The organism is Bacteroides helcogenes P 36-108, from assembly GCF_000186225.1.
Taxonomy (GTDB): Bacteria; Bacteroidota; Bacteroidia; order Bacteroidales; family Bacteroidaceae; genus Bacteroides; species Bacteroides helcogenes.
The window spans coordinates 3,455,622-3,477,752 of record NC_014933.1; the positions used below are offsets into that span (position 1 = coordinate 3,455,622).

Here is a 22,131-nt window from a genome sequence, read left to right on the forward strand (position 1 = left end):
CCTACCAGCAATTCAAAGCCGGCAAAGGTATATATATGTGGCGCAGGTTGACTCGGAAGAGAAAGAAGAATTACTGGTTGATATTAGAAAATACAATATTAAGAATATGGATTTCAGCATGGTCATACCAATAAACAATCTTGCTTTTGGGATGTGTCAGCAACTCACGGTATGTTTTATTTCCGCTGCTTTTTTGTAGTGTCCTATTGTGGGCATTCTTGAAGCTGTCAGTACCGTGCTCTTCACATTATCTATAAATGTATCTGCATACGATTGGCTACAATTAAACAAATACCACATTGCCTTATGTAATGCCCCTCTTGCTTTCTGATGCCACACGATTTTTAAGCCTTCCATACAGCAAACATTTTATCGACTTCCTCATCGGTACATACGCCGCTGTCTTCTGCCTCACGAACCATCCGGTCAAAATCTTCTTCAGAGTCATAACGTTCTGCAGGAAATAGCTGATTGACATAAAAGTTATGTTTCTCCATTTCACAAACCAAATCCTTATCAAAGTGTGCATAGGCAAAAGCCTTGGCTTGCTCAAACCGTTCCTCAAAAGAGGCTTTATCCTCCTCTTTGTCAAGCAAGGCGCACACCTTTGAAAGCATTTCGAGATTGGTTTCTTCTTCAATCCGAGTACGGGTGTTGCGTCGCATGGCGTTCATCAACGGCTGGCTGTAATATACGGAGCAGGTTCCTTAGCTTTCATCTTCGTTGCTGTTTTATAATTGATATAAATCCTTTATGTGTTGCCTCCTCAGACCAAATAACCTTTAGCTTAGCCATTCCTCTACCCGCTTTTCCAGTTCTTCATGCGTGATATATTCTCCACGGGCATATTGCTCCTTTGCCCGCATGACGGATGCTAACTCATTTTCCGGAATTTGGTAAACATGAGCTTCTTGCTTTTGATAAGCAGCGACAGGCTCGCATGCTTGCAAAGGTTCATTTTCTTGTTGTTGTATATACTTTTTCACTGCTATCTGTTTCATCATCAATAATCGTACAAATATAAAAAAGATAGTTCAACGATCAAAGCTTTTCTTTCTCAATCTTGTCAAAGGGTGCACGGGCTATAATCTCTTGTTGTATCAAGGGTTCACTTTTGAATGAAAATTCTACCTTTAGAATAAATTATTTAGGAATATGCGACTTATAAATCTGCCTTGAAAATTGAGTAATCAAATAACTCTTATTGGCTGCAAAAATACGATTTCATTTGAATTAAGAATTTATCTTTAAGGTTTCGGCATTTTTGTCGCGCGGAAAACCGTTGGTGACACTCCGAGATGCTTCTGTACATAATGAGAAAAATAAGACACGGATGTAAATCCCATTTCATCTGCAATTTGAGAAACAGAAAGGGAAGTATTATTAAGGTAGTCTATAACCATCGGTAAAGTATGTCTGTCTATAAGAGATACAACACTCTGCCCTGTATTTCGTCTGACGGTATCTGACAAATATTTAGGAGATACATTTAGCTTAGAAGCATAGAACGCTACATTTCTATGTCGTTTTATATAACCTTTGCCCAACATATCCAATAGCATACCAACTAAATCTATTTTACGTTGACTTGATGGCTCACTATTGAAAAGTTTGGAGTGAAATTCATAAAGGTCATAAACCATAACCAATATAAGGCAGCCAACCAACTCTTTATGGAAAGCATATTGAATATCATTCAACCTTTCATTAATCAGATGAAAATCTTTGCTCAGTTGCAGTGCTTCCTCATGGTCTGTGTGCATAATGGGGTTCTTTCCTATCATTACACTTGCGGCTATGCCGTAGTGCCCATTGGGAAGTAAACTATGCAAGAATTTATTTGAAACTGCAACAAATTCTACCAGACAATCATCGCTTGCTTTAATTTCACCAACTTTATCAGGTTGCAGAATAATTGCTATATCATTTTCCTTAAAAGAGAAAGAATTTCCATTATATAGGAATTGCCCGTTTCCATGCAAGCAGACAAGGTGGATGCACCAACCTTCTAATTCAGGAGAATTTATGCTATAAAAGTCCTCTGAATAAACCACATGTGTACCTGTTGACCGTTTCATGCCGCAAAGATAGATGATTTTGCGGAATTAATGCAAATATTAGCGGAATTGATACAATAATCAATAGCTAAAATGGCATTACCTTTGCAGCAGAATAATAATAACTGATTAATTAAATTGATTTATGAACAAAAGAAAATTAGGCAAATTGGAAGTATCAGAGATTGGTATGGGCTGCATGGGGTTTTCGCATGGATATGGTCAAGTACCCGAAGAGGCTTATAGCATAGAGGCTATACGAAAAGCGCACGATGCAGGCTGTACTTTCTTTGATACTGCCGAAACTTATGGCTCGGACTTGTTTTCACCCGGACACAACGAGCGAATTTTGGGAAAGGCAGTAGAAGCATTTAGGAAGGATGTGGTTTTGGCTACAAAACTTCTTATCACTCCCGAAGAATATGTGGGTAAATGTCTTACTCTTTACGATGCGACAAGGAAACATTTGGAGGAATCCATGCGCAACCTGCGTACAGATTATGTTGATTTATACTATATGCATCGTACACACGATGGGATAGCCATTGAAGATATGGCAGATGCAATGGGACGATTGATTAACGATGGGCTGATTCGAGACTGGGGACTGTCACAAGTGGCTGTTGATACTTTGCAACGGGCAAATGACGTTACACCTGTATCAGCCGTTCAAAATATATATTCGATGGTAGAACGGGATATGGAAAAAGACATATTTCCATATTGCTTGGCGCATAATATTGGCGTTGTTCCATTTTCACCCATAGCCAGTGGCTTCCTATCAGGCAAAGTGACAACAGAAACAAAGTTTGCCGATGTCGATGACGCACGCAAGTATGTCCCACAATTAAGCAAAGATAATATTCAAGCCAATCAACCGATATTGGATATTCTTCGTGAATATGCCGCTAAGAAGAATGCAACCAATGCACAAATATCGTTGGCATGGATGCTACATAAGTATCCCAATGTAGTGCCTATCCCCGGTTCAAAAAACCAAGAACGCATTCTTGAAAATCTTGGGGCTGCGAATGTAGAACTAACAGATGATGAATTTGAAGCTCTTGAAGAAGCATTGGGTAAATGCACCGTTCATGGACATCGTGGGCACGTTGAATCATTGCAAAATTCTTTTGGCAATAATTGGAAGAAAAAATAAAATGAATTGCTCCGCCACTGCGGACACGCTTCAAAAGACAAAGATAGTCATTCGTACTTTATCACAAAACATACACTAAGGATAAGATTGAAAGATACAGATAAAAGAATATCTTTGCACCCAGAATAAACAAACTACGATGAAAAAGTGGATTACCCTATTCCTCCTCTTCCTTGCAACAGGCGGGACGAACCAATTGAGAGCACAGTCTGAATGCCTGCCTCAACAGTACAGTTTCATTGTGGGCGGTGGGCTGATGCTGCCCGCCGTGGACGGAAACGACAACGACTTTTTCAACAAGAACGGGAACCGTGTGGGCTACGACCTGATGACGGAAGGACGCTACTACCTCACACCCAACTTTGCCGTGGGAGGGCAATATGACTACCTGCGCTCTGCCAGCCGGCCGGACAAGATGCACGTACACTTCATCCGTCCCGAAGTGCTGCTGCGTGGTTTGTGGAGCGACGGAAACCAAGGGGCTTTCTTCTCGCTCGGCATCGGCTACATGAACTATCAGGAACGCACCTACACCCGTAGAGACCGTCGTGGAAACTCTTTCCAAAAAGGATATTGTGGCATCTCATTCGCCGCAGGATGGGAATTCCATATCAGCCGGAAAGTGTCGGGCATGCTACGTGCCGACATGCTTACGGCAGACTGGTTTGCCAATCCCGATGCACGACTGTACAATCCCTATGGAGATAATTATGATGACGGAGTGAACCACAGTTGGTTCAAGAGCCACATCACGTTCATCAACATAGGATTCGCGCTGCAATTCGGGCGATAAGAAGAATATATATCCTCCTCTTTACCAAACTTTAGAATATCAATTGTAATCCAGCCTGTAAGCGTGCAATATTGCCATCTAACAAGAAATCATGTTTTCCTGCATACGCTTTTTCACGTTCCCTACGGGTGCTGTATCCGATAAATAGGTAACGCCCTATTAGTTTGATGTGTGGAGTTAATGCATAGTTACCACCAAAGCTGATGCCTACCTCATCATAATTACATTGTCCACCATCTACTGAACGACGGGCAATGTTCCACTGCGCTTCGGCAAAAAGTCCCCATTTAGGACGGCTCAAGTAATTGAAACGTACATAGGGACTATAAATCTTGAAGTCGTATTTACGCGTTTCAAAGGTCATTCTAAAACCTGCCATCCAGTGAATGTTAAATTGGTATCCTAAGCTCGGTGAGATATTGATATACGTTTCCGATGGAATATAAGTGGAGGCATGGGCATAACCTGCGGTTAATTCCAATAGGAATCCTTTATCGTTTTTGCATTGCGCTTGAACTGCAAGAGAGAATGTTGTTACCCAAAGCAATAAAAATAATTTTAGTTTCATGGCATAAGTTTTTGTAGTTAAAGATAAAATTAAAACAGCTTCTTAGCTAAGTTGATTGTCTCTCTGTCGTACAAAGATAATCAAGATTATTCAATAAGCAAAGCTTTCCTTTCCCAATCTTGCCAAAAAGCACACGATCCAAAGCACATGCCATATTCCCTCTTATACAAAGCACATTAGCAACAGAAAGAAAGACACGTACATCTTACGAGAAAGATTTGCCAAAGTATGGAAAAAGACGTATCTTAGCAGCCAAGATGCAAATCCCGGTACTCAAGATACATATCTTAAAGGCTAAGATATATATCTTGAAGCGTGAGATGAAGTTCTTTCCGTACTTCAAGCATCTTTGACAAGAAACAGAGACTGCCTTGCAAGCTACCTTATGCCGCCCTTGCAGGTACGTCAGTCTCACTAACGGCAATAGATAATATCACTAACGACTAATATACAGCAGACATTATGGCAGAATATCAAATGCAAGAGCTGACCCTCCCCAACGAGGACGGCAAAAAAGTGCTCTACCCCCGAATGAAGATTTGGGGACAAGTGGATTTGGATTACTTGGCGGCGCACATCAACTATGCAAGCACCTTCACACGGGGGGACATCATAGGGCTGGTGAAAGCGCTCACCCAAGCCATAGCCCGCGAGATGGGCGAAGGGCACTCGGTGAAGGTGGACGGACTGGGCGTGTTCACTCCTTCATTGGGGCTGCGCGAGGGAGTGGAACGCGAAAGCGGCGAACCGGGCGGACAGAAGCGCAATGCCATGAGCATCTGCGTGCAGAACATCAACTTCCGTGCGGACAAGGAATTCATACAGGAGACGGGCGCGCACTGCCGTCTGGACCGTTCCAAATGGAAGTTCCAGCGTTCCTCCGGCCGATACACCGCCGAACAGCGGCTGAAGTTAGCGCAGGAGTATTTGGAACGGCATCCGCTTCTGAGGGTACGTGACTATTGCCAACTGACGGGGCTGCTGCGCAATGCCGCCGCCCGCGAACTGAAGCTGTGGAGCGAAACGCCCGAAAGCGGGATCGACCATACAGGACAAGGTTCACACCGAGTGTATATCAAGAGAGTGGCCAAAACACAGGAAGGTTAAAAAGTGCTTTCAAAGAAAGCGGCTCTTTTACCCCCATACGACATCAGAGTCTCACGCAGACACATAGCATCTTGCAGAGAATCATTCCTCCGTCGGCATCACCACAACCTCTTGCAACACGCTGATGGCCTCTTCCACCGTCGTCACATCTTTTATCAGCATGCTCCGCTTGTTATTCTGCTCGCGCAGGTCGCAACGGCGGGTATATTTCATCATGTAGGCAATGATCTTGCCGAATGCCTGGCTCTGGTAATAAGGGCTGTCCGGATTGGAAACGAAGAACAAGGACATACGCCCGCCCTTCAAGAACACCTTTTCTACACCGAGACGGGCGGCAATGCGACGCAAAGGAACAATGCGCAGCAGTTCCTCCGTTTCGGGCGGGATAGGGCCGAAGCGGTCTTCGAGGCGGAGACGGAAGGCTGCTACGTCTTTATCAAGGGTCAGGCCGTCCAACTCGCGATAGAGCAGCATCCGTTCACTGCTGCCGGTGACATAGGTGGCAGGCAATAAGAGTTCCAGGTCGCTCTCCACCTGGCATTCGTCCACAAACTGCTCACCACTGATGACCCCTCCTTCGGCTTTCAGCTCATCGGCATAGAGGTCGGCAAACTCATCGGTCTTCAACTCCTGCACGGCTTCGGAAAGTATCTTTTGATAGGTCTCGTAGCCCAGATCGGCTATGAAACCGCTTTGTTCCGCCCCAAGCATATTGCCCGCGCCACGGATGTCAAGGTCTTGCATGGCGATGTGGATGCCGCTTCCCAAGTCAGAGAAGTTCTCGATGGCCTGCAAACGGCGTTTGGCCTCAGGGGTAAGAGAGGACAAAGGCGGAGCCAACAGGTAGCAGAAAGCCTTTTTGTTGCTCCGCCCCACGCGCCCGCGCATCTGGTGCAGGTCGCTGAGGCCGAAGTTCTGTGCGGCGTTGATGATGATAGTGTTGGCGTTGGGTATGTCGATGCCACTCTCAATGATAGTAGTGGCAAGCAACACGTCATAATCGTAGTTGACAAAATCCAGAATAATCTTTTCCAGTTCGGCAGGCTCCATCTGCCCGTGGCCGATGCAGACGCGGCAATCGGGAATGCGGCGCTCTATCATCGCCTTCAGTTCATACAGGTTGGATATGCGGTTGTTCACGAAGAATACTTGTCCGTTGCGGCTCATCTCAAAATTGATGGCATCGGCAATGACTTCCTCATTGAAGGTGTGCACTTCCGTCTGTATGGGATAGCGGTTGGGAGGCGGTGTGGAGATGACGCTCAAATCGCGAGCACCAAGCAGCGAGAACTGCAAAGTGCGGGGAATGGGAGTGGCGGTCATTGTAAGGGTATCTACATTCACCTTGAGCTGGCGCAGCTTTTCCTTGACGGAAACGCCGAATTTCTGTTCTTCATCGATAATCAGCAAGCCGAGGTCTTTGAACTTCACATCCTTGCCCAAGATGCGATGAGTTCCGATAAGTATGTTCACGTCGCCATCGGCCAGCGCTTTGATAACACCTTTGGCCTGGGCGGCGGTACGGGCGCGGCTCAGATAGTCCACCCGGCAAGGCAGCCCCTTGAGACGTTCCTTGAAAGTCTGGAAATGCTGATAGGCAAGTACCGTAGTGGGCACGAGGACGGCCACCTGCTTATTGTCCGCCACCGCCTTGAAGGCGGCACGCACGGCAACTTCCGTCTTGCCGAAACCCACATCACCACATACCAGACGGTCCATAGGCCGGGTACTCTCCATATCTGCTTTCACATCGGCGGTAGCCTTACTTTGGTCGGGAGTGTCTTCGTAGATGAAAGAAGCTTCCAACTCCCGTTGCAAGAAGCTGTCGGGGCTATACTGAAAGCCCTTTTCTTCACGGCGCTGCGAATACAGCTTGATCAAATCACGGGCGATATCCTTGATTTTGGATTTGGTGCGGTCCTTCAGCTTTTCCCAAGCTCCCGTCCCCAATTTGTTCAGTCGGGGGGCCTCTCCCTCTTTTCCTTTATATTTGGATACTTTATGCAGGGAATGGATGGAAACAAAGACAACGTCTTCATTCTGAAAGACCAGTTTTATCACTTCTTGGGTAGTATTCCCGTTGGGAATACGCACCAGTCCGGCAAAGCGTCCCACACCGTGATCGGTATGCACCACATAATCGCCCGGAGTAAACTGGTTCAGTTCTTTCAGTGAAAGAGCCACTTTACCGCTGCGGGCCTTTTCGCTTTTCAGACTGTATTTGTGAAAGCGGTCAAACAATTGGTGGTCGGTAAAGACGCACAGACGCAATGCATTGTCGGCAAATCCCTCGTGAAGCGTGCGCTCCACCGCCGTAAACGATACATTATCCCGCCTGTCCTCAAAAATGGCGCGGATACGGTCGGTCTGCTTCACACTGTCGCTGCATATATATATGGTATAACCGTCATTTAAATACTCTTTAAAGGAATCGGCCACCAAGTCGAAATTCTTATGAAAGATGGGCTGGGCGGAGGTATCGAACGAGACGGTTGCATCCGGCGTTCCGGTAGGCCTGTTTCCAAACTCCATCCGCCGGAAGTGGAGCGCACGCAGCGTAAACTCGCCGCCGTCTATCAGCTTGCCGTCCAGCGTTATCGCCCCGTTCTCCTCCGCCTCGCGCGCGGCGATGGCCTGCGGGGTGAGGGCCTCATCATGTACGGTCTGAATGCGCTCGCGCAGCCATAGGAAGTCGCGCATGGACAGCACTGTTTCCGGATGCAGAAAATCCAGAAAAGATACCATTCCGCCATTGCCCCCCTGCTCCAAGCTACGGCTCAAGTCAGGCACAATCACAACGCTGTCTTTCTTCTCTTTGGAAAGCTGCGTTTCCACCTCGAACGTGCGTATGCTATCCACTTCATCCCCAAAGAAGTCTATACGGAAAGGAAATTCGGACGAAAAAGAGAATACATCGATAATACTGCCACGCACCGCATATTGTCCGGGCTCATAGACATAATCCACATACTCAAAGCCGTAACTGCGCAATACCTCGGTGATGAACGTCATATCCACCTTCTCACCGGCATGCAGCTTCAGTGTCTTGTCTCCTAATTCCTTTCGCGAAACCACCTTCTCGGCCAGCGCATCCGGATAAGTGACTACGCAAAGCCCTTCTTCTCCTTTCTGCAATCGGCTCAACACTTCGGTGCGAAGTATCTCGTTTGCGGCATCCTTCTGCCCATACTTGATGGCACGACGGAAAGAAGACGGAAAAAACAGCACTTTTTCTACTCCCAATATCTGCGTCAAGTCGTGGTAGAAATATCCCGCCTCCTCCAAGTCGCCAAGAATAAAGACAAACGGGTACTCTCCTCTTTGCACCAATACGGACGAAAACAACGAAGCGGCGGAAGCGCATAAGCCCCCGCAATACAAGTGATGGATTGAAGTATCTTTAAGCACCCGGCTTATCCCCTCCACATTGGGGTGGGCGGCATAGAGTTGTTGCAGTTCAGTGATAGTCATTGTAATCTGTGGTAATAAATCCGCCGCAAAAGTACTAAATAATCCTTAGTTTTATCTGTAAATGGCAGAAAATGGCTACATTTGTTCCCAATTACAACCCCCACGTGTATAATAAGTATGCAAACATCAGATAGCATTGTCATCATTCCCACCTACAATGAACGGGAAAATATAGAAAACATTATTCGTGCCGTTTTCACCTTGGAACATGGTTTCCATATCCTCGTCATCGAAGACGGCTCGCCGGACGGGACAGCCGGTATCGTCAAGACCTTGCAGCAGGAATTCCCCGAACGCCTGTTCATGGTGGAACGCAAAGGAAAGCTTGGATTGGGAACAGCCTATATTGCCGGGTTCAAGTGGGCATTGCAACATGATTACGAGTATATCTTCGAGATGGACGCCGACTTCAGTCATAATCCTAATGACCTGCCCCGCCTCTATCAAGCTTGTGCCGAAGAAAAAGCCGATGTGGCGATCGGCTCAAGGTATGTCAGTGGCGTCAATGTCGTGAACTGGCCGATGGGACGTGTGCTGATGTCCTATTTTGCTTCCAAATATGTACGCTTCATCACCGGTCTTCCCATTCACGACACCACAGCCGGATTCGTATGCTACCGCCGCCGGGTATTGAATACCATCAGCCTCGACAGCATCCGCTTCAAAGGATATGCTTTCCAGATAGAAATGAAGTTTACCGCCTATAAATGCGGATTCAATGTCAAGGAAGTACCCGTCATCTTCATCAACCGGGAACTGGGAACTTCCAAGATGAACAGCAGCATTTTCGGTGAAGCCGTATTCGGAGTAATCCGATTGAAGTGGGATAGCCTGTTCCATAAATATCCAAAAACATAATTATGAAAAGAACACTGATACATAATGCCACGATTGTCAACGAAGGGCAATCCCTCACAGGTTCTGTTGTTATAGAGAACGGACGTATCACTGAAGTGCTGACAAAGGGTAAACCTCTCTCTGCCCCTTGCGATGAGATAATAGACGCCACCGGATGCCATCTGCTGCCCGGCATCATAGATGACCATGTACATTTTCGTGATCCGGGACTGACTCATAAAGCGGATATCTTTACCGAAAGCCGTGCAGCCGCCGCAGGAGGTGTCACATCTATCATGGACATGCCCAATACCAATCCTCTGACAACAACCTTAGACGCACTGAACGCCAAATTCGACTTGTTGAACGAAAAATGTATTGTCAACCATTCCTGCTATTTCGGTGCGACCAACAATAACTATAAAGAGTTCGGCAAACTGGATAAACAACGTGTTTGCGGAATCAAGCTTTTTATGGGGTCAAGCACAGGAAACATGTTAGTGGACAAAATGAACAGTCTTCTGAATATTTTCAATGAAGCGGAAATATTGATTGCCACCCACTGCGAGGATCAGGAGACTATCAAAAGAAATACGGCCAAATACAAAGCGATGTTTGCGGGTGACGATGATGTACCTATCATCAAACATCCCTTCATCCGTTCTACGGAGGCCTGCTATACTTCTTCCGAACTCGCTGTCCGGATGGCTAAGGTGGCCGGAGCCAGATTGCATGTATTGCATATTTCTACGGCAAGGGAACTGCAACTGTTCAGCGACAACCCCCTCAACGCAAAGAGAATAACCGCAGAAGCGTGCGTGAGTCATCTGCTCTATACGTCCGCAGACTATAAGACATTAGGAGCCCGCATCAAATGTAACCCTGCCATAAAAAGCATCAGCAACCGCGACGCTCTGAGAAAAGCCGTCAATGCGGGTGTGATAGATGTCATAGCCACCGACCATGCCCCACACTTGCTCAGTGAAAAAGAAGGAGGTTCCCTGAAAGCTATGTCCGGCATGCCTATGATACAATTTTCATTAGTAAGTATGCTGGATTTGGTAGATCAAGGCATATTCAATTTAAAAACAATTGTAGAAAAGATGTGTCATGCACCCGCACAGATCTACGGTATTCACCAACGCGGATATATCCGTGAAGGCTATCATGCAGACCTCGTTCTGGTACGTCCCGGCTCTCCGTGGAAAGTGACAGCAGACAAGATACTGAGCAAATGCGGATGGAGTCCCTTGGAAGGACGCACTTTCAACTGGAAAGTAGAAAAAACATTTGCCAACGGACATCTTATTTATAGTGACAATACCGTGGATGAGACCTATCGCGGCGCAGAATTAAGATTCAATGTCAATGATTAATCATTCCCAATCATCGGTTCTCCGCTATTCCGTTCATGAAGTAGCCTCATATATCAACTGGATTTATTTTTTCCACGCATGGGGATTCCAGCCACGTTTCGCGGCAATAGCCGATATTCATGGTTGCGACGCCTGCCGTGCCATGTGGCTGTATTCCTTTCCTGAAGAAGAACGTGCCAAAGCGGCAGAAGCCATGCAACTGTTCAAAGAAGCGAACAGAATGCTCGACCAACTGGACAAGGACACCAATATCCGCTGCGTATTCAAGCTCTGCAATGCAAATGGAGATGGAGACAACCTCATCATAGAGGGAACCACTTTTCCATTGCTTCGCCAGCAGACCCCTAATCCCGATGGAAGCCCTTTCCTCTGCCTGAGTGACTTTGTACGGCCACTGTCTTCGGGAATCTCTGATGTTGTAGGACTGTTTGCTTCCTCTATCGGTGCAGAAGCCGAAGAATATTACCGCGACGATCCTTACAAACACCTGCTTGTGCAAACACTGAATGACCGTCTTGCCGAAGCCGCAACGGAGAAAATGCATGAATATGTCCGCAAGGAAGCCTGGGGATATGCTCCTGAAGAATCATTATCCATACCTGATTTATTGGTAGAAAAATATCAGGGCATCCGCCCGGCCGTCGGTTATCCGTCTCTGCCCGACCAATCCGTCAATTTCCTACTGGACGAACTGCTGGATATGCGGCAAATCGGAATCACTTTGACAGAAAACGGAGCCATGCATCCTCATGCTTCTGTATGCGGGTTGATGTTAGCACACCCCGCATCCCGCTACTTTGCAGTGGGAAGGATTGGAGAAGACCAAGTGGAAGACTATGCCCGCCGCCGTGGAATGAGCGTCAACAAAATGAGAAAATTCCTGGCCGCAAACCTTCCCAAATAAATTTTATTCTTTCGGTAATGTGACTTATCACCTCTGATAACGACTAACAGAACAAAAGCAATCAGAACCAAACAGAAATGGAGAATGCAGAACAAGAGTTCGTGTCCGTGATACGAGAGTATGAGCGCGTGATATACAAAGTGTGCTATCTGTACACTACGCCTAATGCCACCCTCAGCGATCTATATCAGGAAGTTGTACTCAACCTATGGAAAGCATTCCCCAAGTTCCGGCGAGAGTGCAAAATATCAACGTGGATTTACCGCATCGCACTGAATACGTGTATCAGCTTTATCCGAAAGGAAAAGAACATTCCCGAAATAGTCACTCTTACCCAAGAGGCAGACCGGACAGAAGAAGCAGATGAGACACAAGCCATGCTACGGCAACTCTATAAGATGATTAACCGGCTGGGGCAATTGGAAAAATCCATCATCCTGCTCTATTTAGAAGAAAAAAGCTACGAAGAAATTTCTGAGATTACGGGACTGACAATAACTAATGTAGCCACAAAACTCAGCCGCATCAAGGACAAACTAAAAAAAATGAATAAGGAGGAATAATATATGGAACTGGATGAACTGAAGAAATCATGGAATGCACTGAATGAACAGCTACAAAAAGAACCGATCGCCAACGAAAAGCAAATAACAGAGTTAATTGCCGGATATAAGACGAATATGCGAAAAAGTCTTGGCAACCTCGTTGTACTGCAACGTTTTTCCATAGGAATCGGTGCAGTGGCGCTGACTGTTCTTCTTATTATCTGGCTCTTGCTACCCACTTTAGGATTCAATGGGCATGTACAAAATAAGACGGCCGCATTCTTGGGTTTCATTGCAGTAAGTGTCATAACAGGTATATGGTGGGACTGGAAGACGTACCGTTGGAGCAAGAATACCCATATCGATGAAATGAACGTGGCCGAAGTCAGCCGCCGCATGATTGTTCTCCGCCAATGGGCCAAAAACGAAGTGATAGCGGCCTGTGTGTGGATAATACTTTTCAATGCCCTGAACTATTGGGTAATGGAATATTACCTGGCCTCTGTCGGAGTTCAGGCTGCCTTTATCACCTTCTTTGCATTGTTCGACGCACTGATAATATACATATTATACAAAAAGATAATGTACAAACATCTTGATAACATTAAAAAGAACATTGAAGAATTGAAAGATATATGCACCGAATAACTCTCATCTTTATCCTATTCCTTGTTATCCCCGACATATACATATATCTTGTACATATTGTACGGAAAACCAAGAATATATTTCTACGCAGCCTATATTGGCTCCCTACCCTGCTATTAGCATCGGGATATGTTTATTATATGCTTCTGACAGGTGATAATGCTCTGGCAGACCATACGACAAGCATCGGCAGGCTGGCTATTGCAATCATGCTGCTTGTCCTCCCCAAAACAGTATTCATGCTTTGCTCTTCGACCGGAGTAGTGACACACCTTGTTCTGCGCCGTTGTCCCCGTAGCCCGTTTACGGCAATCGGCCTGATATTTGCCGTTATCAGTTTCTTCAACATCCTTTATGGTACAATGATCGGAATCACCAGATTCGAAACAAAAGAAGTAGAATTCCACTCTGCCGTATTACCCAAAGGATTTGACGGCTATCGCATCGTACAGATTTCGGATATACACCTTGGCAGTTGGCAAAGTAATCCCGAAGCCATCAGAGAGTTAGTAGATTCTGTCAATGCACAGAAGGCCGACCTTATCGTCTTCACCGGTGACCTTGTAAACCAACAAAGTCATGAGATAGACGGCTTCCAGAAAATATTGTCACAGCTACATGCTCCCGACGGGATCTACTCCATTCTCGGCAATCATGATTACGGTGACTATTACCACTGGCCTTCGCCCGAAGCAAAAGCCCAAGACCTGACTTACCTAAAGGAACAACAGAAAGCAATGGGATGGAGACTATTGAACAATGAGCATGACATCCTTCATCATGAAGGAGACAGTATAGCTCTTATCGGAGTGGAGAACGACGGTGAACCTCCATTTTCCCAACACGCCAATCTGTCACAAGCCATACAGGGGACAACCGGTATGTTTCAAATTCTTCTCAGCCACAACCCTACCCACTGGCGACGCGAAGTGTTGCCGCAATCGAGCATCCAACTGATGCTTGCAGGCCATACCCATGCCATGCAGGGTATTCTGTTCGGACATTCGCTTGCCGAACTTATCTATCCCGAATGGCGAGGAATGTACTACGAAGGAAAACGTGCATTATATGTAAATATCGGTATCGGCTATGTCGGTCTGCCATTTCGTTTCGGGGCATGGCCGGAAATTACAGTGCTGACTTTGAGGCAATAAAATATCCCTTGAGCCTGTCGAGAATACAGTCTCAAGGGATATTATCTAACAATATAGAAACAGCTATTCTTCTATCTTCACATTATTCACCCGTTCAAACAGGAAACGATTTTGGTTCCAATGAAAAGGTTTATAGTCGGTATTCTTACGGATGACATTCCGGCGGAACACTAAGCCGTCAACTGATTTGGCATACAGAATGGGTGCGTCAAAAGTATCAAAAACATTGTCTTCTATCACGATGCCCGCTTCGGCTCCACCATGAAAATACTTTTGTTGCCCTTTCAAATCAGGAATCTCTGGATAGATGGAAATCACGGCATTAGTAAACTGGAACATGTTTGTCAACGCATTGATGAAGTGATTCTTGCGTATAACAACATTCCTGCAAGCCCCCGTTTCATACCAACCGTTGCAGTCACCGCACAATAGAATAGCCGTACCCGATGTGTGGTCGAAAACATTATCTTCCACCAATACATCCTGTGGCGTACTGAACAAAGAACCCCGTGCACGATTGTTGCGAACAATATTATGCGAGAATTCCACTTCCGGTGTCCAAGTCAGATTCTCAATGCCGAAGCCCATTTGTTCGCCGACAGCCTCATCTACCGCATCCCTGAATGTAATAAGGAACTCTCTGGCGCCATGATTGTCCGCAGTGCCATGCGGAGAAATAGAAGCAATGCTGTTTTCCGCACCTACCAAGTCCATAGTTGCCGAACGGACAAACTGCACCCGATCACCGACATTGCCCCAAGCAAAGCCCCATGACTGGTCATGCATATAGCGCCCTATCAAGGTGTGATCATCTACCCTTCTGACCACTTTCAGATAGGTTCCATGAACATTGATGGCATCATCCATCATACCTTCATAAAGCCCGTTCTTAGAGATAATCTTCCCTTTACATCCGGAAAAGTGAGTGGCATCCGCTTGAGTGGTGAAGTAACGAGGATCATTCTCTCCTTTCAGGCATACGCCGAAGCCGTCCAAAGTAATGTTCTCGCATAGTTGGGCCAACAGCCCCATTCCTTCAGCATAGTGCACTTTCACATTCTTCAAAGAGGAATTTACGTTCTGTGAAAGGAAGATGCCCGGCGCCGGACGAAGCCAAGTACGCATGGCAATCACTGTACCTGGAATGAGACGTTTGTCCTTCCACAAAGGAGCATTCAGCAACCTTCCCTCCTTTTGTGTCACTCCTTTGGTAGAATAATACAAATCACTTGTGTTGTACACCAATCGCTTTGTATCTTCTTCAAAAGCAATACCTATATTTTGGCGGGCTGCCCATCCTTCACCATAAGTTTCAAAAAGAGAATCCTTGGTTATCCGATAATTAACCCAGGGAGCCACTTCAAAAGTCAGACCATTCTCAGGGCTGTTCTCCACAACCTTTATCTGGGCAATATGAGGCTGTGCAAAATCAATGCTGAAGTTTTGCAAAGTACAATTCTCTGAATTCAACAGGGACAAGGGAAGCATCCGGCCATAAAAGATGAATTCTGCCCCTTGCCCGTCCAAAGTAAAATGAGCCAATCCCTCCAATGCCAATCCCACCTTTTTCGGATTAATCTGATCATGATTAGAAATATAATACTCACGAAGAGTACTGCCCGCCTCATGAAACAGATAACGTCCGGCAGAAAAGCGCAGCACAATACTGTCTTCCGGTGCACATTCAGCTTTGATACGATCAATAACCTTGCGTACCACCGGACTTGCATTCTTTTTGCTATCCGCTTTCAGCCCATACTGAGCCATGTCATAAACTCGAACTTTCGCCTCTGCACGGAATGTAGTCAGAGCCAACAGAAAGAGAAGCGCAAACAGGTACATTCTCATAGTAATTTTCTTTATTCGTTTTAAGAAATTCATATCCGATATTTAAACAATGTTTGAAGGTCGTTTAAAAGATGTCTGAAACTGACACTTATTCTCTATTGACTGAAAGACCTTTCTCCACTGAATATTTCAGTTGATAGCTACGTCCTTTTACAGTGTTGAAAGAAAGTGTTTTTCCGGCATATTTCACAATGCACTCTCCTCCTGACTTGGACAAGATAACAGCTTTTTGCAACACACCGGTCTTCCATACAAGCTCCACCTCAAAATTTCCCTTTGCACAAATACCGCTAACAGATCCCGTATGCCAGGCATCGGGCAATGCCGGCAGCAACTGGATAAATCCCATATGGCTCTGTAGCAACATTTCCGTGACACCTGCCGTACCACCGAAGTTTCCATCTATCTGGAAAGGCGGATGAGTATCCCACAAGTTATCCATAGTTCCGTTCTTCAGCAGATTGCCAAACAACTTATAGGCATGATTCCCGTCCTGCAAACGCGCCCATTGGTTCAGTTTCCATCCCATGCTCCAACCGGTAGCACCGTCACCTCTATGTTCCAACACCACTCTTGCAGCTTGTGCCAGTTCGGGAGTAGTGACAGGAGAAAGCGTATGTCCCGGATGTAAACCAAACAAATGATTCACATGCCGATGCTCATCCTTCGGATCGTCAATATCCACCGACCATTCCATCAACTGCCCATAGCGCCCTATCCGGTAAGGCAGAAGGCGGGCAAGCACTTGCTCCCATTGTCTGCGTTCGGCCTTATCCACACCCAGTACCCGGCTTGCCTCAATGGCATCAAGCAATATTTCACGAATTACAGCATGCACAAATGTAGTTCCTTGATCCACCGGTCCGTGTTCGGGTGAAGTAGAAGGGGCAGCGGTAAAAGTACCGTCCGGTTTATGCCACAGATAATCTACGGCAAAATCCGCGCTACTCTTAATCAAGTCATATCCGGTTTCTTTCAGGAACTTCTTGTCGCGAGTATAGTCATAATACTCCCATATATGAGTAGCCAGCCAAGGACCCGCCATCGGGTTAAAGTTCCACGACATGTCCTGACTTTCCAAAGGAGCAGTAAAACCGAAGATATTTCCGGAGATGGATGCAGTCCAGCCTCTTGCACCGAAGTATGCCTGTGCAGTCCTCTTTCCGGGCTTCACCAACGTGCGGATAAAATCAATCAACGGCTCCATGCATTCATCCAAATTCGTGGAGCAGGCCGGCCAATAATTCATCTGAACATTGATGTTATTGTGGTAATCCACCCGCCAAGGTCCGTCCACATTATTGTGCCAGATACCTTGCAGGTTGGCAGGCATATTGCCGGGACGCGAGCTGGCTATCAGCAGATAGCGCCCGAACTGATAATACAACTCTTCCAAGTAATAGTCCGGCTTTCCACTTCTATAATTTTTCAGACGTTGCGAAGTGGGCAGATCCGTGGCTTTCGCATCAGGATTCAGAACCAGTTTCACCCGATTGAACAACGTGGCATAATCCTCATAATGCTCTTTCCGCAAAAGATCATATCCCTTCGCAACTGCACTGTCCATCCACTTCCTGGTAGTTTCAGCCGGGTTCACTCCTACGTATGTCGCGGGATTGGCAAAGTCAGGGTCAAAGTTTATCTGATAATCCGTATCTGCCGTAACGTAGAACACAACTTCATCTGCCCCTTTTACTGTAAGTTTTCCATCGGCATTGCTCAGTTTCCCCCCATTGACCACAGCATGTATGCGCACTACATATTTCATTCCGTTATTATCCAGAACGGCAGAATAAACCAACCCGTCCATGCCGTCGGCAGAAATACTACCCGTAGATACAGGATTGGGAGCATAACTGAACACCAGATTCTGCATTCCTGCCCGGCTGGCCGTATAACGCATCACCATCACGTTGGCCGGATAAGAGATAAAATAGGTGCGCTGATAGTCCACCTTATCTTTGGTGAACTGCACAACAGCCATTGCAGAGTCCAAAGACAAAGCACGCTTATAACCACTCATCCCGATGATGTTCAGTCCCGTTTCTACATAGAACTCTCCCATTGTGGTGAAATTACCGAAACGAAACGGATTTTCCCTCGCTGCCTCATACGGCACATCACTGTTAAAGTTTTCGCGAGTCAGTTTTTCCGCTTTGGCCTGATCTCCTTCCACAAAAGCTTTGCGAATCTGCTCCAGCACATGAGCCGACTGCTTATTCACGTTCCAATAATAATCAGCCCCCTTACTTGTATTGGGACCTCCCCGCCAGAGGGTCTTCTCGTTGAAAGTGATGCGTTCTGCCTCCACAGACCCCATGATACTGGCGCCAATGCTTCCGTTTCCTATAGGCAACGACTGCGACTCCCATTCTACATCCGGATTGCGGGCTGTGTCTCCGGCAGTCTCAGGCTTGTTTTCACCTTTCCACATATCCGGCTTTCCACCGTACCACACGGCATGCCCATTCAGAGAGCACGGTGTGTCAAACCAAATCGAAAGTCCCTTGGTATAATCCACATCCGCTGCATGCACCATCGGCAGGATGAACAGGGATGTTACAAATAATAAATTAATTTTCTTCATTGATGTATTAGTTCTCATTAATATAAATCAACCATCCTTTGCGAGGTTCTATCGTAATTTCGTCTTTTGCTCCCCATGTCTTCGCTTTCTGGAAAGTAGGTATTTCGGGAGCTGACAATGAGGCCTTTTCCACATGAATGCCCAACTTCTCCCAATCGATATTCAAAAGCACACTCTTTGTCTCATCAGAATAGTTTCCGACAGACAGCAACGTACATCCTTTCTTCTTATACACAGTGATTTTCACTTTTTCATCGGAGGCAGTCACCGGCACGTCCTGTTCCCAAAAGCCAATCATTTCTGAATCCTGAATACCGAATTCATCCCATATTTTCCATACAACGCGCGGATCGCAGATAATTCCTTCCGTCAACCAAGGATGGCGCACTGTCATTCCGTATTGCATGCCCAACCATCTGTTTCCGCCACGATGCAGCATGTCGGCAGTCAACCCGAAAGGAATGCCCGAAGCCTCTACCAAATAGTTGGCAGGCGTCATTTTATCGTATAGAAAGCTTTCACCAAACCAAAGCTTGTCCACATACGGGAAAAATTCAGCGTACTGATTGGCCGGTCCCTTGGAGAAGCCTGTGTTGGAATGCAAATCAATGATGCACCCCGGCTTTACACTATTCATGGCACGGCGCATTCTTTTCAGAATGTCACGGCCGAAGGAAACATCGTCCAAGTAAATTCCATCAATATCCATGTTCTGCACCATCCAGCGCAGACCTTCTACATAATAATTATACCAACGGGAATCAGACTCGGAAGTCAGTAAGGCTGCATCCGCCACAATTCCGGTGTCGTCACTATGCTCAAAGTGCTGATACCACTGCGGCACATATCCGTCCACCATGTGCTCTCTGCACCATGGAAAGCCGCCTCCGTTTCCATCTCTCAGGATTTCTGTTCCAAGACTGCGGATAGCCCACAGTTCGGTAGTCGCACTTGTCAACTCTCGCAATGTATAATAGAGTTTCACTTTGCATCCTCTCTGATGCCACTCTTTCGTGAAATCTTTCACTTTATCCACAGTCAGGAAAGGATAGTTGATGAACGGATTGTATTCATTGGCATGATGCACGTTAATAATCCGTACACCTGCTTTCACATCTGCCTCCGTGGGCACAGGCTTGCTGCCGTTATGATAATATCTGTCCGTAAATTGCGCTTTCAGATCAAGAGGCTTCACAGGAGTTACAAGCAAGGCAAAATCAAATGTAATCGGCTGCCCGGCTTTCAAAGTGCGTTCGCCGCTATAAGTCACCACTTCAGTCGCTTCTCCACCTTTCCTGATAGAAAATCCCCCCTTTCCACCATTGTTCCAGCTCTCCGGATAAGCCGGGCGATAGGAATTCAACAACGGACCGGTGTAATTGCTTCCCCGTAGCTCACAATGAATGCCTCCATGAGCATCACCAATCCAGAAGCTATCGAACGGCCACAGCCAATTCGACTTTTTATTTGTGGCGATGGATACACCGAAGTTATTGACAGTCTTCTCCGGTGCATCCCATTTTCCTTCATAAGTTTGCGGTGTATCTTGTCCCAGCAGTCCGGCTCCCAAGAAATATCTGCCCATTTCATTTCTCATCGGTATTACCAGGCGTATATCCTTCACCTCAACATCCTTCTTCGGTGTAATCTTATAAACGTAATTCAACCATCCGTCAAATTCCATCACCGCAGCGGCCTCTACCTGCAAGTCTGAATCTTCAGCCTTCCATCGGCCACGGACATGTCCCTTTGTACTTTCATCCACCAAAGGCATGGCCGAAAGTTGCTTTTCACCTTGCGCCGTCTCTATCACAAAACGAATCGGTGAATTCAGCAAATCATTTTCTCCGGCTGTAATCTGTGCAGGAAGACCGGTCGTCTCGCTCACGGTCACTCTACGCCCCAAACATTCTATCACATTGCCGTCCAAGCCGATGCCACCTGCAGAAAGATACGGTTCCGTTGGAATATCCGAAATACCCAAAGTGGAGTTAAGCCATCTCAAACGGCTGTGCTTCCAGGGTTCACTGTCACCACGGTCGGCTATTGCACTGCCATGGACAGTTATCTGCAATGATACTGTCCGCTTGTTGCCATTGCCATCCTTGATGGTCAGACTACCGATATAATCACCCACTTTTGCCTGAATAGGAATATCAATGCCAAACCAAAGGGATTGTACCATCCCTGCTGCTATATTCACCTCCTTTTTGAAAGCTTTTCCATAAGGATTCACCCCTTCCACATTGAAGCAAGTAATGGCAGATGCAGGAATCACTTCTGTTCCGCACCTCAAATCAGTCACTTCGTATGCAATCTGCTTAACCTCTTGCATAGCAGCCCACACACCTACCTGAAAAGCATAATATTCATTTGGTGCAACCGTTCCTATAAACGCAGTCCCCTGTTTCACATTCAGCCACTTTGCAGGAATATTACGGCGCATACGTATCGGATTCTTACGGTCTTCCGGGAAAATATAGAATGCAGTCCGCCCATTATTCTTCAGATAAATATCCGCCTCCTTCTTGGTAGCTGCCATCTCCATCGGATAGAAGCTGTCAAACTGAGTGCGTGCTTCCATTTTCAACACTTTGGCAACAGGTACTTTCTTTGTCTTCTCCGCCTTTGCCACCCATTGCGCATCAGCAGGAGGTTCCGGTTTCAGATAGCCACCGCTATAAAAACCGCCACCCAATTGTACCTGATATGGCAAATAGTAAAAATAGTAAGTACCTGCCTGTCTTACCGGGCCAAACTGCAATTTACACACTTCACCGTTCACCACCATCCGCCGAATATTAGCCACTGTATCGCCGGTAGCGGCATTCACAATGAGGAATCTGCGTTTGTCCACATCCTTGTCCGCCCTTCTCCACGCATATTCCAGTAACACCACATCGGCAGCTTCCTGCACTTGCAACACTGCTCTATGATTGCCCAAAGACTCCTGCCAAGAAGTTTGAGGCACACCGTAAGCATATTCCTGCTTGTTCTGTGCAATACTTGCCGCCCCTGCTGAAAGCAATAAAATTGCCAATAATAAAAATTGTTTTTTCATTTATGAGTTTATAAAT

General features: G+C 46.3%; 17 protein-coding genes. 9 read left to right on the forward strand and 8 right to left on the reverse strand.

The annotated features are described in order from the left end of the window. Positions 1 to 344: 344 nt before the first annotated feature. The 3 genes from BACHE_RS14335 to BACHE_RS14345 all read right to left on the reverse strand — a co-directional run bounded on the left by BACHE_RS14335 (position 345) and on the right by BACHE_RS14345 (position 2,078). Entirely contained in the window at positions 345 to 674 is a 330-nt protein-coding gene (locus tag BACHE_RS14335) for a hypothetical protein (RefSeq protein WP_013548430.1), read from the reverse strand. Between the two features lie 108 nt (positions 675 to 782). After that, positions 783 to 986: an SHOCT domain-containing protein gene (locus BACHE_RS14340; RefSeq protein ID WP_187289273.1), complete on the reverse strand. Its 204-nt coding sequence runs from the start codon at positions 984 to 986 to the stop codon at positions 783 to 785. A gap of 261 nt (positions 987 to 1,247) precedes the next feature. Next, positions 1,248 to 2,078 (reverse strand): helix-turn-helix domain-containing protein, encoded by an 831-nt coding sequence (locus BACHE_RS14345; RefSeq protein ID WP_013548432.1) that lies wholly within the window; start codon positions 2,076 to 2,078, stop codon positions 1,248 to 1,250. Between the two features lie 124 nt (positions 2,079 to 2,202). Between BACHE_RS14345 and BACHE_RS14350 the strand changes: the two genes are divergently transcribed. Both BACHE_RS14350 and BACHE_RS14355 read left to right on the forward strand, forming a co-directional pair. After that, entirely contained in the window at positions 2,203 to 3,216 is a 1,014-nt protein-coding gene (locus BACHE_RS14350) for an aldo/keto reductase (RefSeq protein WP_013548433.1), read from the forward strand. Between the two features lie 139 nt (positions 3,217 to 3,355). Next, positions 3,356 to 4,009: a hypothetical protein gene (locus tag BACHE_RS14355; RefSeq protein ID WP_013548434.1), complete on the forward strand. Its 654-nt coding sequence runs from the start codon at positions 3,356 to 3,358 to the stop codon at positions 4,007 to 4,009. A 31-nt stretch (positions 4,010 to 4,040) separates the two neighbouring features. Here the strand turns inward: BACHE_RS14355 and BACHE_RS14360 are convergent, their stop codons facing one another. Beyond that, positions 4,041 to 4,577, reverse strand: a complete 537-nt coding sequence (locus tag BACHE_RS14360) for a porin family protein (RefSeq protein ID WP_013548435.1) — start codon at positions 4,575 to 4,577, stop codon at positions 4,041 to 4,043. Between the two features lie 462 nt (positions 4,578 to 5,039). On the opposite strand from BACHE_RS14360, the gene BACHE_RS14370 reads away from it, so the two are divergent. Beyond that, on the forward strand, positions 5,040 to 5,684 hold the full coding sequence (locus BACHE_RS14370; RefSeq protein ID WP_013548436.1) for an HU family DNA-binding protein: 645 nt from the start codon (positions 5,040 to 5,042) through the stop codon (positions 5,682 to 5,684). A gap of 81 nt (positions 5,685 to 5,765) precedes the next feature. On the opposite strand, the gene mfd is transcribed toward BACHE_RS14370, so the two are convergent. Further along, positions 5,766 to 9,155 carry a transcription-repair coupling factor gene (gene mfd, locus BACHE_RS14375; protein ID WP_013548437.1) on the reverse strand — a complete coding sequence of 1,130 codons (3,390 nt, stop codon included), beginning with the start codon at positions 9,153 to 9,155 and terminating at the stop codon, positions 5,766 to 5,768. Between the two features lie 117 nt (positions 9,156 to 9,272). On the opposite strand from mfd, the gene BACHE_RS14380 reads away from it, so the two are divergent. The 6 genes from BACHE_RS14380 to BACHE_RS14405 all read left to right on the forward strand — a co-directional run bounded on the left by BACHE_RS14380 (position 9,273) and on the right by BACHE_RS14405 (position 14,619). Then, positions 9,273 to 10,013 (forward strand): polyprenol monophosphomannose synthase, encoded by a 741-nt coding sequence (locus BACHE_RS14380; RefSeq protein ID WP_013548438.1) that lies wholly within the window; start codon positions 9,273 to 9,275, stop codon positions 10,011 to 10,013. Positions 10,014 to 10,015: 2 nt separating this feature from the next. Next, positions 10,016 to 11,368, forward strand: a complete 1,353-nt coding sequence (locus BACHE_RS14385; protein WP_013548439.1) for a dihydroorotase — start codon at positions 10,016 to 10,018, stop codon at positions 11,366 to 11,368. Next, on the forward strand, positions 11,361 to 12,272 hold the full coding sequence (locus tag BACHE_RS14390) for a vitamin B12 dependent-methionine synthase activation domain-containing protein (RefSeq protein WP_013548440.1): 912 nt from the start codon (positions 11,361 to 11,363) through the stop codon (positions 12,270 to 12,272). The genes BACHE_RS14385 and BACHE_RS14390 overlap by 8 nt, the downstream gene beginning before the upstream one ends. 77 nt (positions 12,273 to 12,349) lie before the next feature. Continuing rightward, a complete protein-coding gene (locus BACHE_RS14395) occupies positions 12,350 to 12,835 on the forward strand; it encodes an RNA polymerase sigma factor (RefSeq protein WP_013548441.1) in 486 nt (161 codons plus the stop codon). A 3-nt stretch (positions 12,836 to 12,838) separates the two neighbouring features. Next, entirely contained in the window at positions 12,839 to 13,465 is a 627-nt protein-coding gene (locus BACHE_RS14400) for a hypothetical protein (protein WP_013548442.1), read from the forward strand. Further along, the gene (locus tag BACHE_RS14405; RefSeq protein WP_013548443.1) at positions 13,453 to 14,619 is read left to right on the forward strand and encodes a metallophosphoesterase; all 1,167 of its coding nucleotides are present in this window, start codon (positions 13,453 to 13,455) and stop codon (positions 14,617 to 14,619) included. Before BACHE_RS14400 ends, BACHE_RS14405 begins: the two co-directional genes overlap by 13 nt. A 63-nt stretch (positions 14,620 to 14,682) precedes the next feature. Here BACHE_RS14405 and BACHE_RS14410 read toward each other — a convergent pair whose 3' ends face one another. The 3 genes from BACHE_RS14410 to BACHE_RS14420 all read right to left on the reverse strand — a co-directional run bounded on the left by BACHE_RS14410 (position 14,683) and on the right by BACHE_RS14420 (position 22,115). Then, positions 14,683 to 16,467, reverse strand: a complete 1,785-nt coding sequence (locus BACHE_RS14410) for an alpha-1,3-galactosidase-related protein (protein ID WP_013548444.1) — start codon at positions 16,465 to 16,467, stop codon at positions 14,683 to 14,685. 88 nt (positions 16,468 to 16,555) lie between these two features. Continuing rightward, the gene (locus BACHE_RS14415) at positions 16,556 to 19,054 is read right to left on the reverse strand and encodes a glycoside hydrolase family 95 protein (protein ID WP_013548445.1); all 2,499 of its coding nucleotides are present in this window, start codon (positions 19,052 to 19,054) and stop codon (positions 16,556 to 16,558) included. 7 nt (positions 19,055 to 19,061) lie between these two features. Further along, positions 19,062 to 22,115, reverse strand: coding sequence for a glycoside hydrolase domain-containing protein (locus BACHE_RS14420; protein WP_013548446.1), 3,054 nt, complete (start codon positions 22,113 to 22,115; stop codon positions 19,062 to 19,064). Positions 22,116 to 22,131: the final 16 nt, after the last annotated feature.

Bases quoted from the DNA above. Each gene is read 5' to 3' on its own strand.
- BACHE_RS14335 (WP_013548430.1), bottom strand. From the start codon at position 674: ATGAACGCCATGCGACGCAACACCCGTACTCGGATTGAAGAAGAAACC.
- BACHE_RS14345 (WP_013548432.1), bottom strand. From the start codon at position 2,078: ATGAAACGGTCAACAGGTACACATGTGGTTTATTCAGAGGACTTTTAT.
- BACHE_RS14350 (WP_013548433.1), top strand. From the start codon at position 2,203: ATGAACAAAAGAAAATTAGGCAAATTGGAAGTATCAGAGATTGGTATG.
- BACHE_RS14355 (WP_013548434.1), top strand. From the start codon at position 3,356: ATGAAAAAGTGGATTACCCTATTCCTCCTCTTCCTTGCAACAGGCGGG.
- BACHE_RS14360 (WP_013548435.1), bottom strand. From the start codon at position 4,577: ATGAAACTAAAATTATTTTTATTGCTTTGGGTAACAACATTCTCTCTT.
- BACHE_RS14370 (WP_013548436.1), top strand. From the start codon at position 5,040: ATGGCAGAATATCAAATGCAAGAGCTGACCCTCCCCAACGAGGACGGC.
- mfd (WP_013548437.1), bottom strand. From the start codon at position 9,155: ATGACTATCACTGAACTGCAACAACTCTATGCCGCCCACCCCAATGTG.
- BACHE_RS14380 (WP_013548438.1), top strand. From the start codon at position 9,273: ATGCAAACATCAGATAGCATTGTCATCATTCCCACCTACAATGAACGG.
- BACHE_RS14385 (WP_013548439.1), top strand. From the start codon at position 10,016: ATGAAAAGAACACTGATACATAATGCCACGATTGTCAACGAAGGGCAA.
- BACHE_RS14390 (WP_013548440.1), top strand. From the start codon at position 11,361: ATGATTAATCATTCCCAATCATCGGTTCTCCGCTATTCCGTTCATGAA.
- BACHE_RS14395 (WP_013548441.1), top strand. From the start codon at position 12,350: ATGGAGAATGCAGAACAAGAGTTCGTGTCCGTGATACGAGAGTATGAG.
- BACHE_RS14400 (WP_013548442.1), top strand. From the start codon at position 12,839: ATGGAACTGGATGAACTGAAGAAATCATGGAATGCACTGAATGAACAG.
- BACHE_RS14405 (WP_013548443.1), top strand. From the start codon at position 13,453: ATGCACCGAATAACTCTCATCTTTATCCTATTCCTTGTTATCCCCGAC.
- BACHE_RS14410 (WP_013548444.1), bottom strand. From the start codon at position 16,467: ATGAGAATGTACCTGTTTGCGCTTCTCTTTCTGTTGGCTCTGACTACA.
- BACHE_RS14415 (WP_013548445.1), bottom strand. From the start codon at position 19,054: ATGAAGAAAATTAATTTATTATTTGTAACATCCCTGTTCATCCTGCCG.
- BACHE_RS14420 (WP_013548446.1), bottom strand. From the start codon at position 22,115: ATGAAAAAACAATTTTTATTATTGGCAATTTTATTGCTTTCAGCAGGG.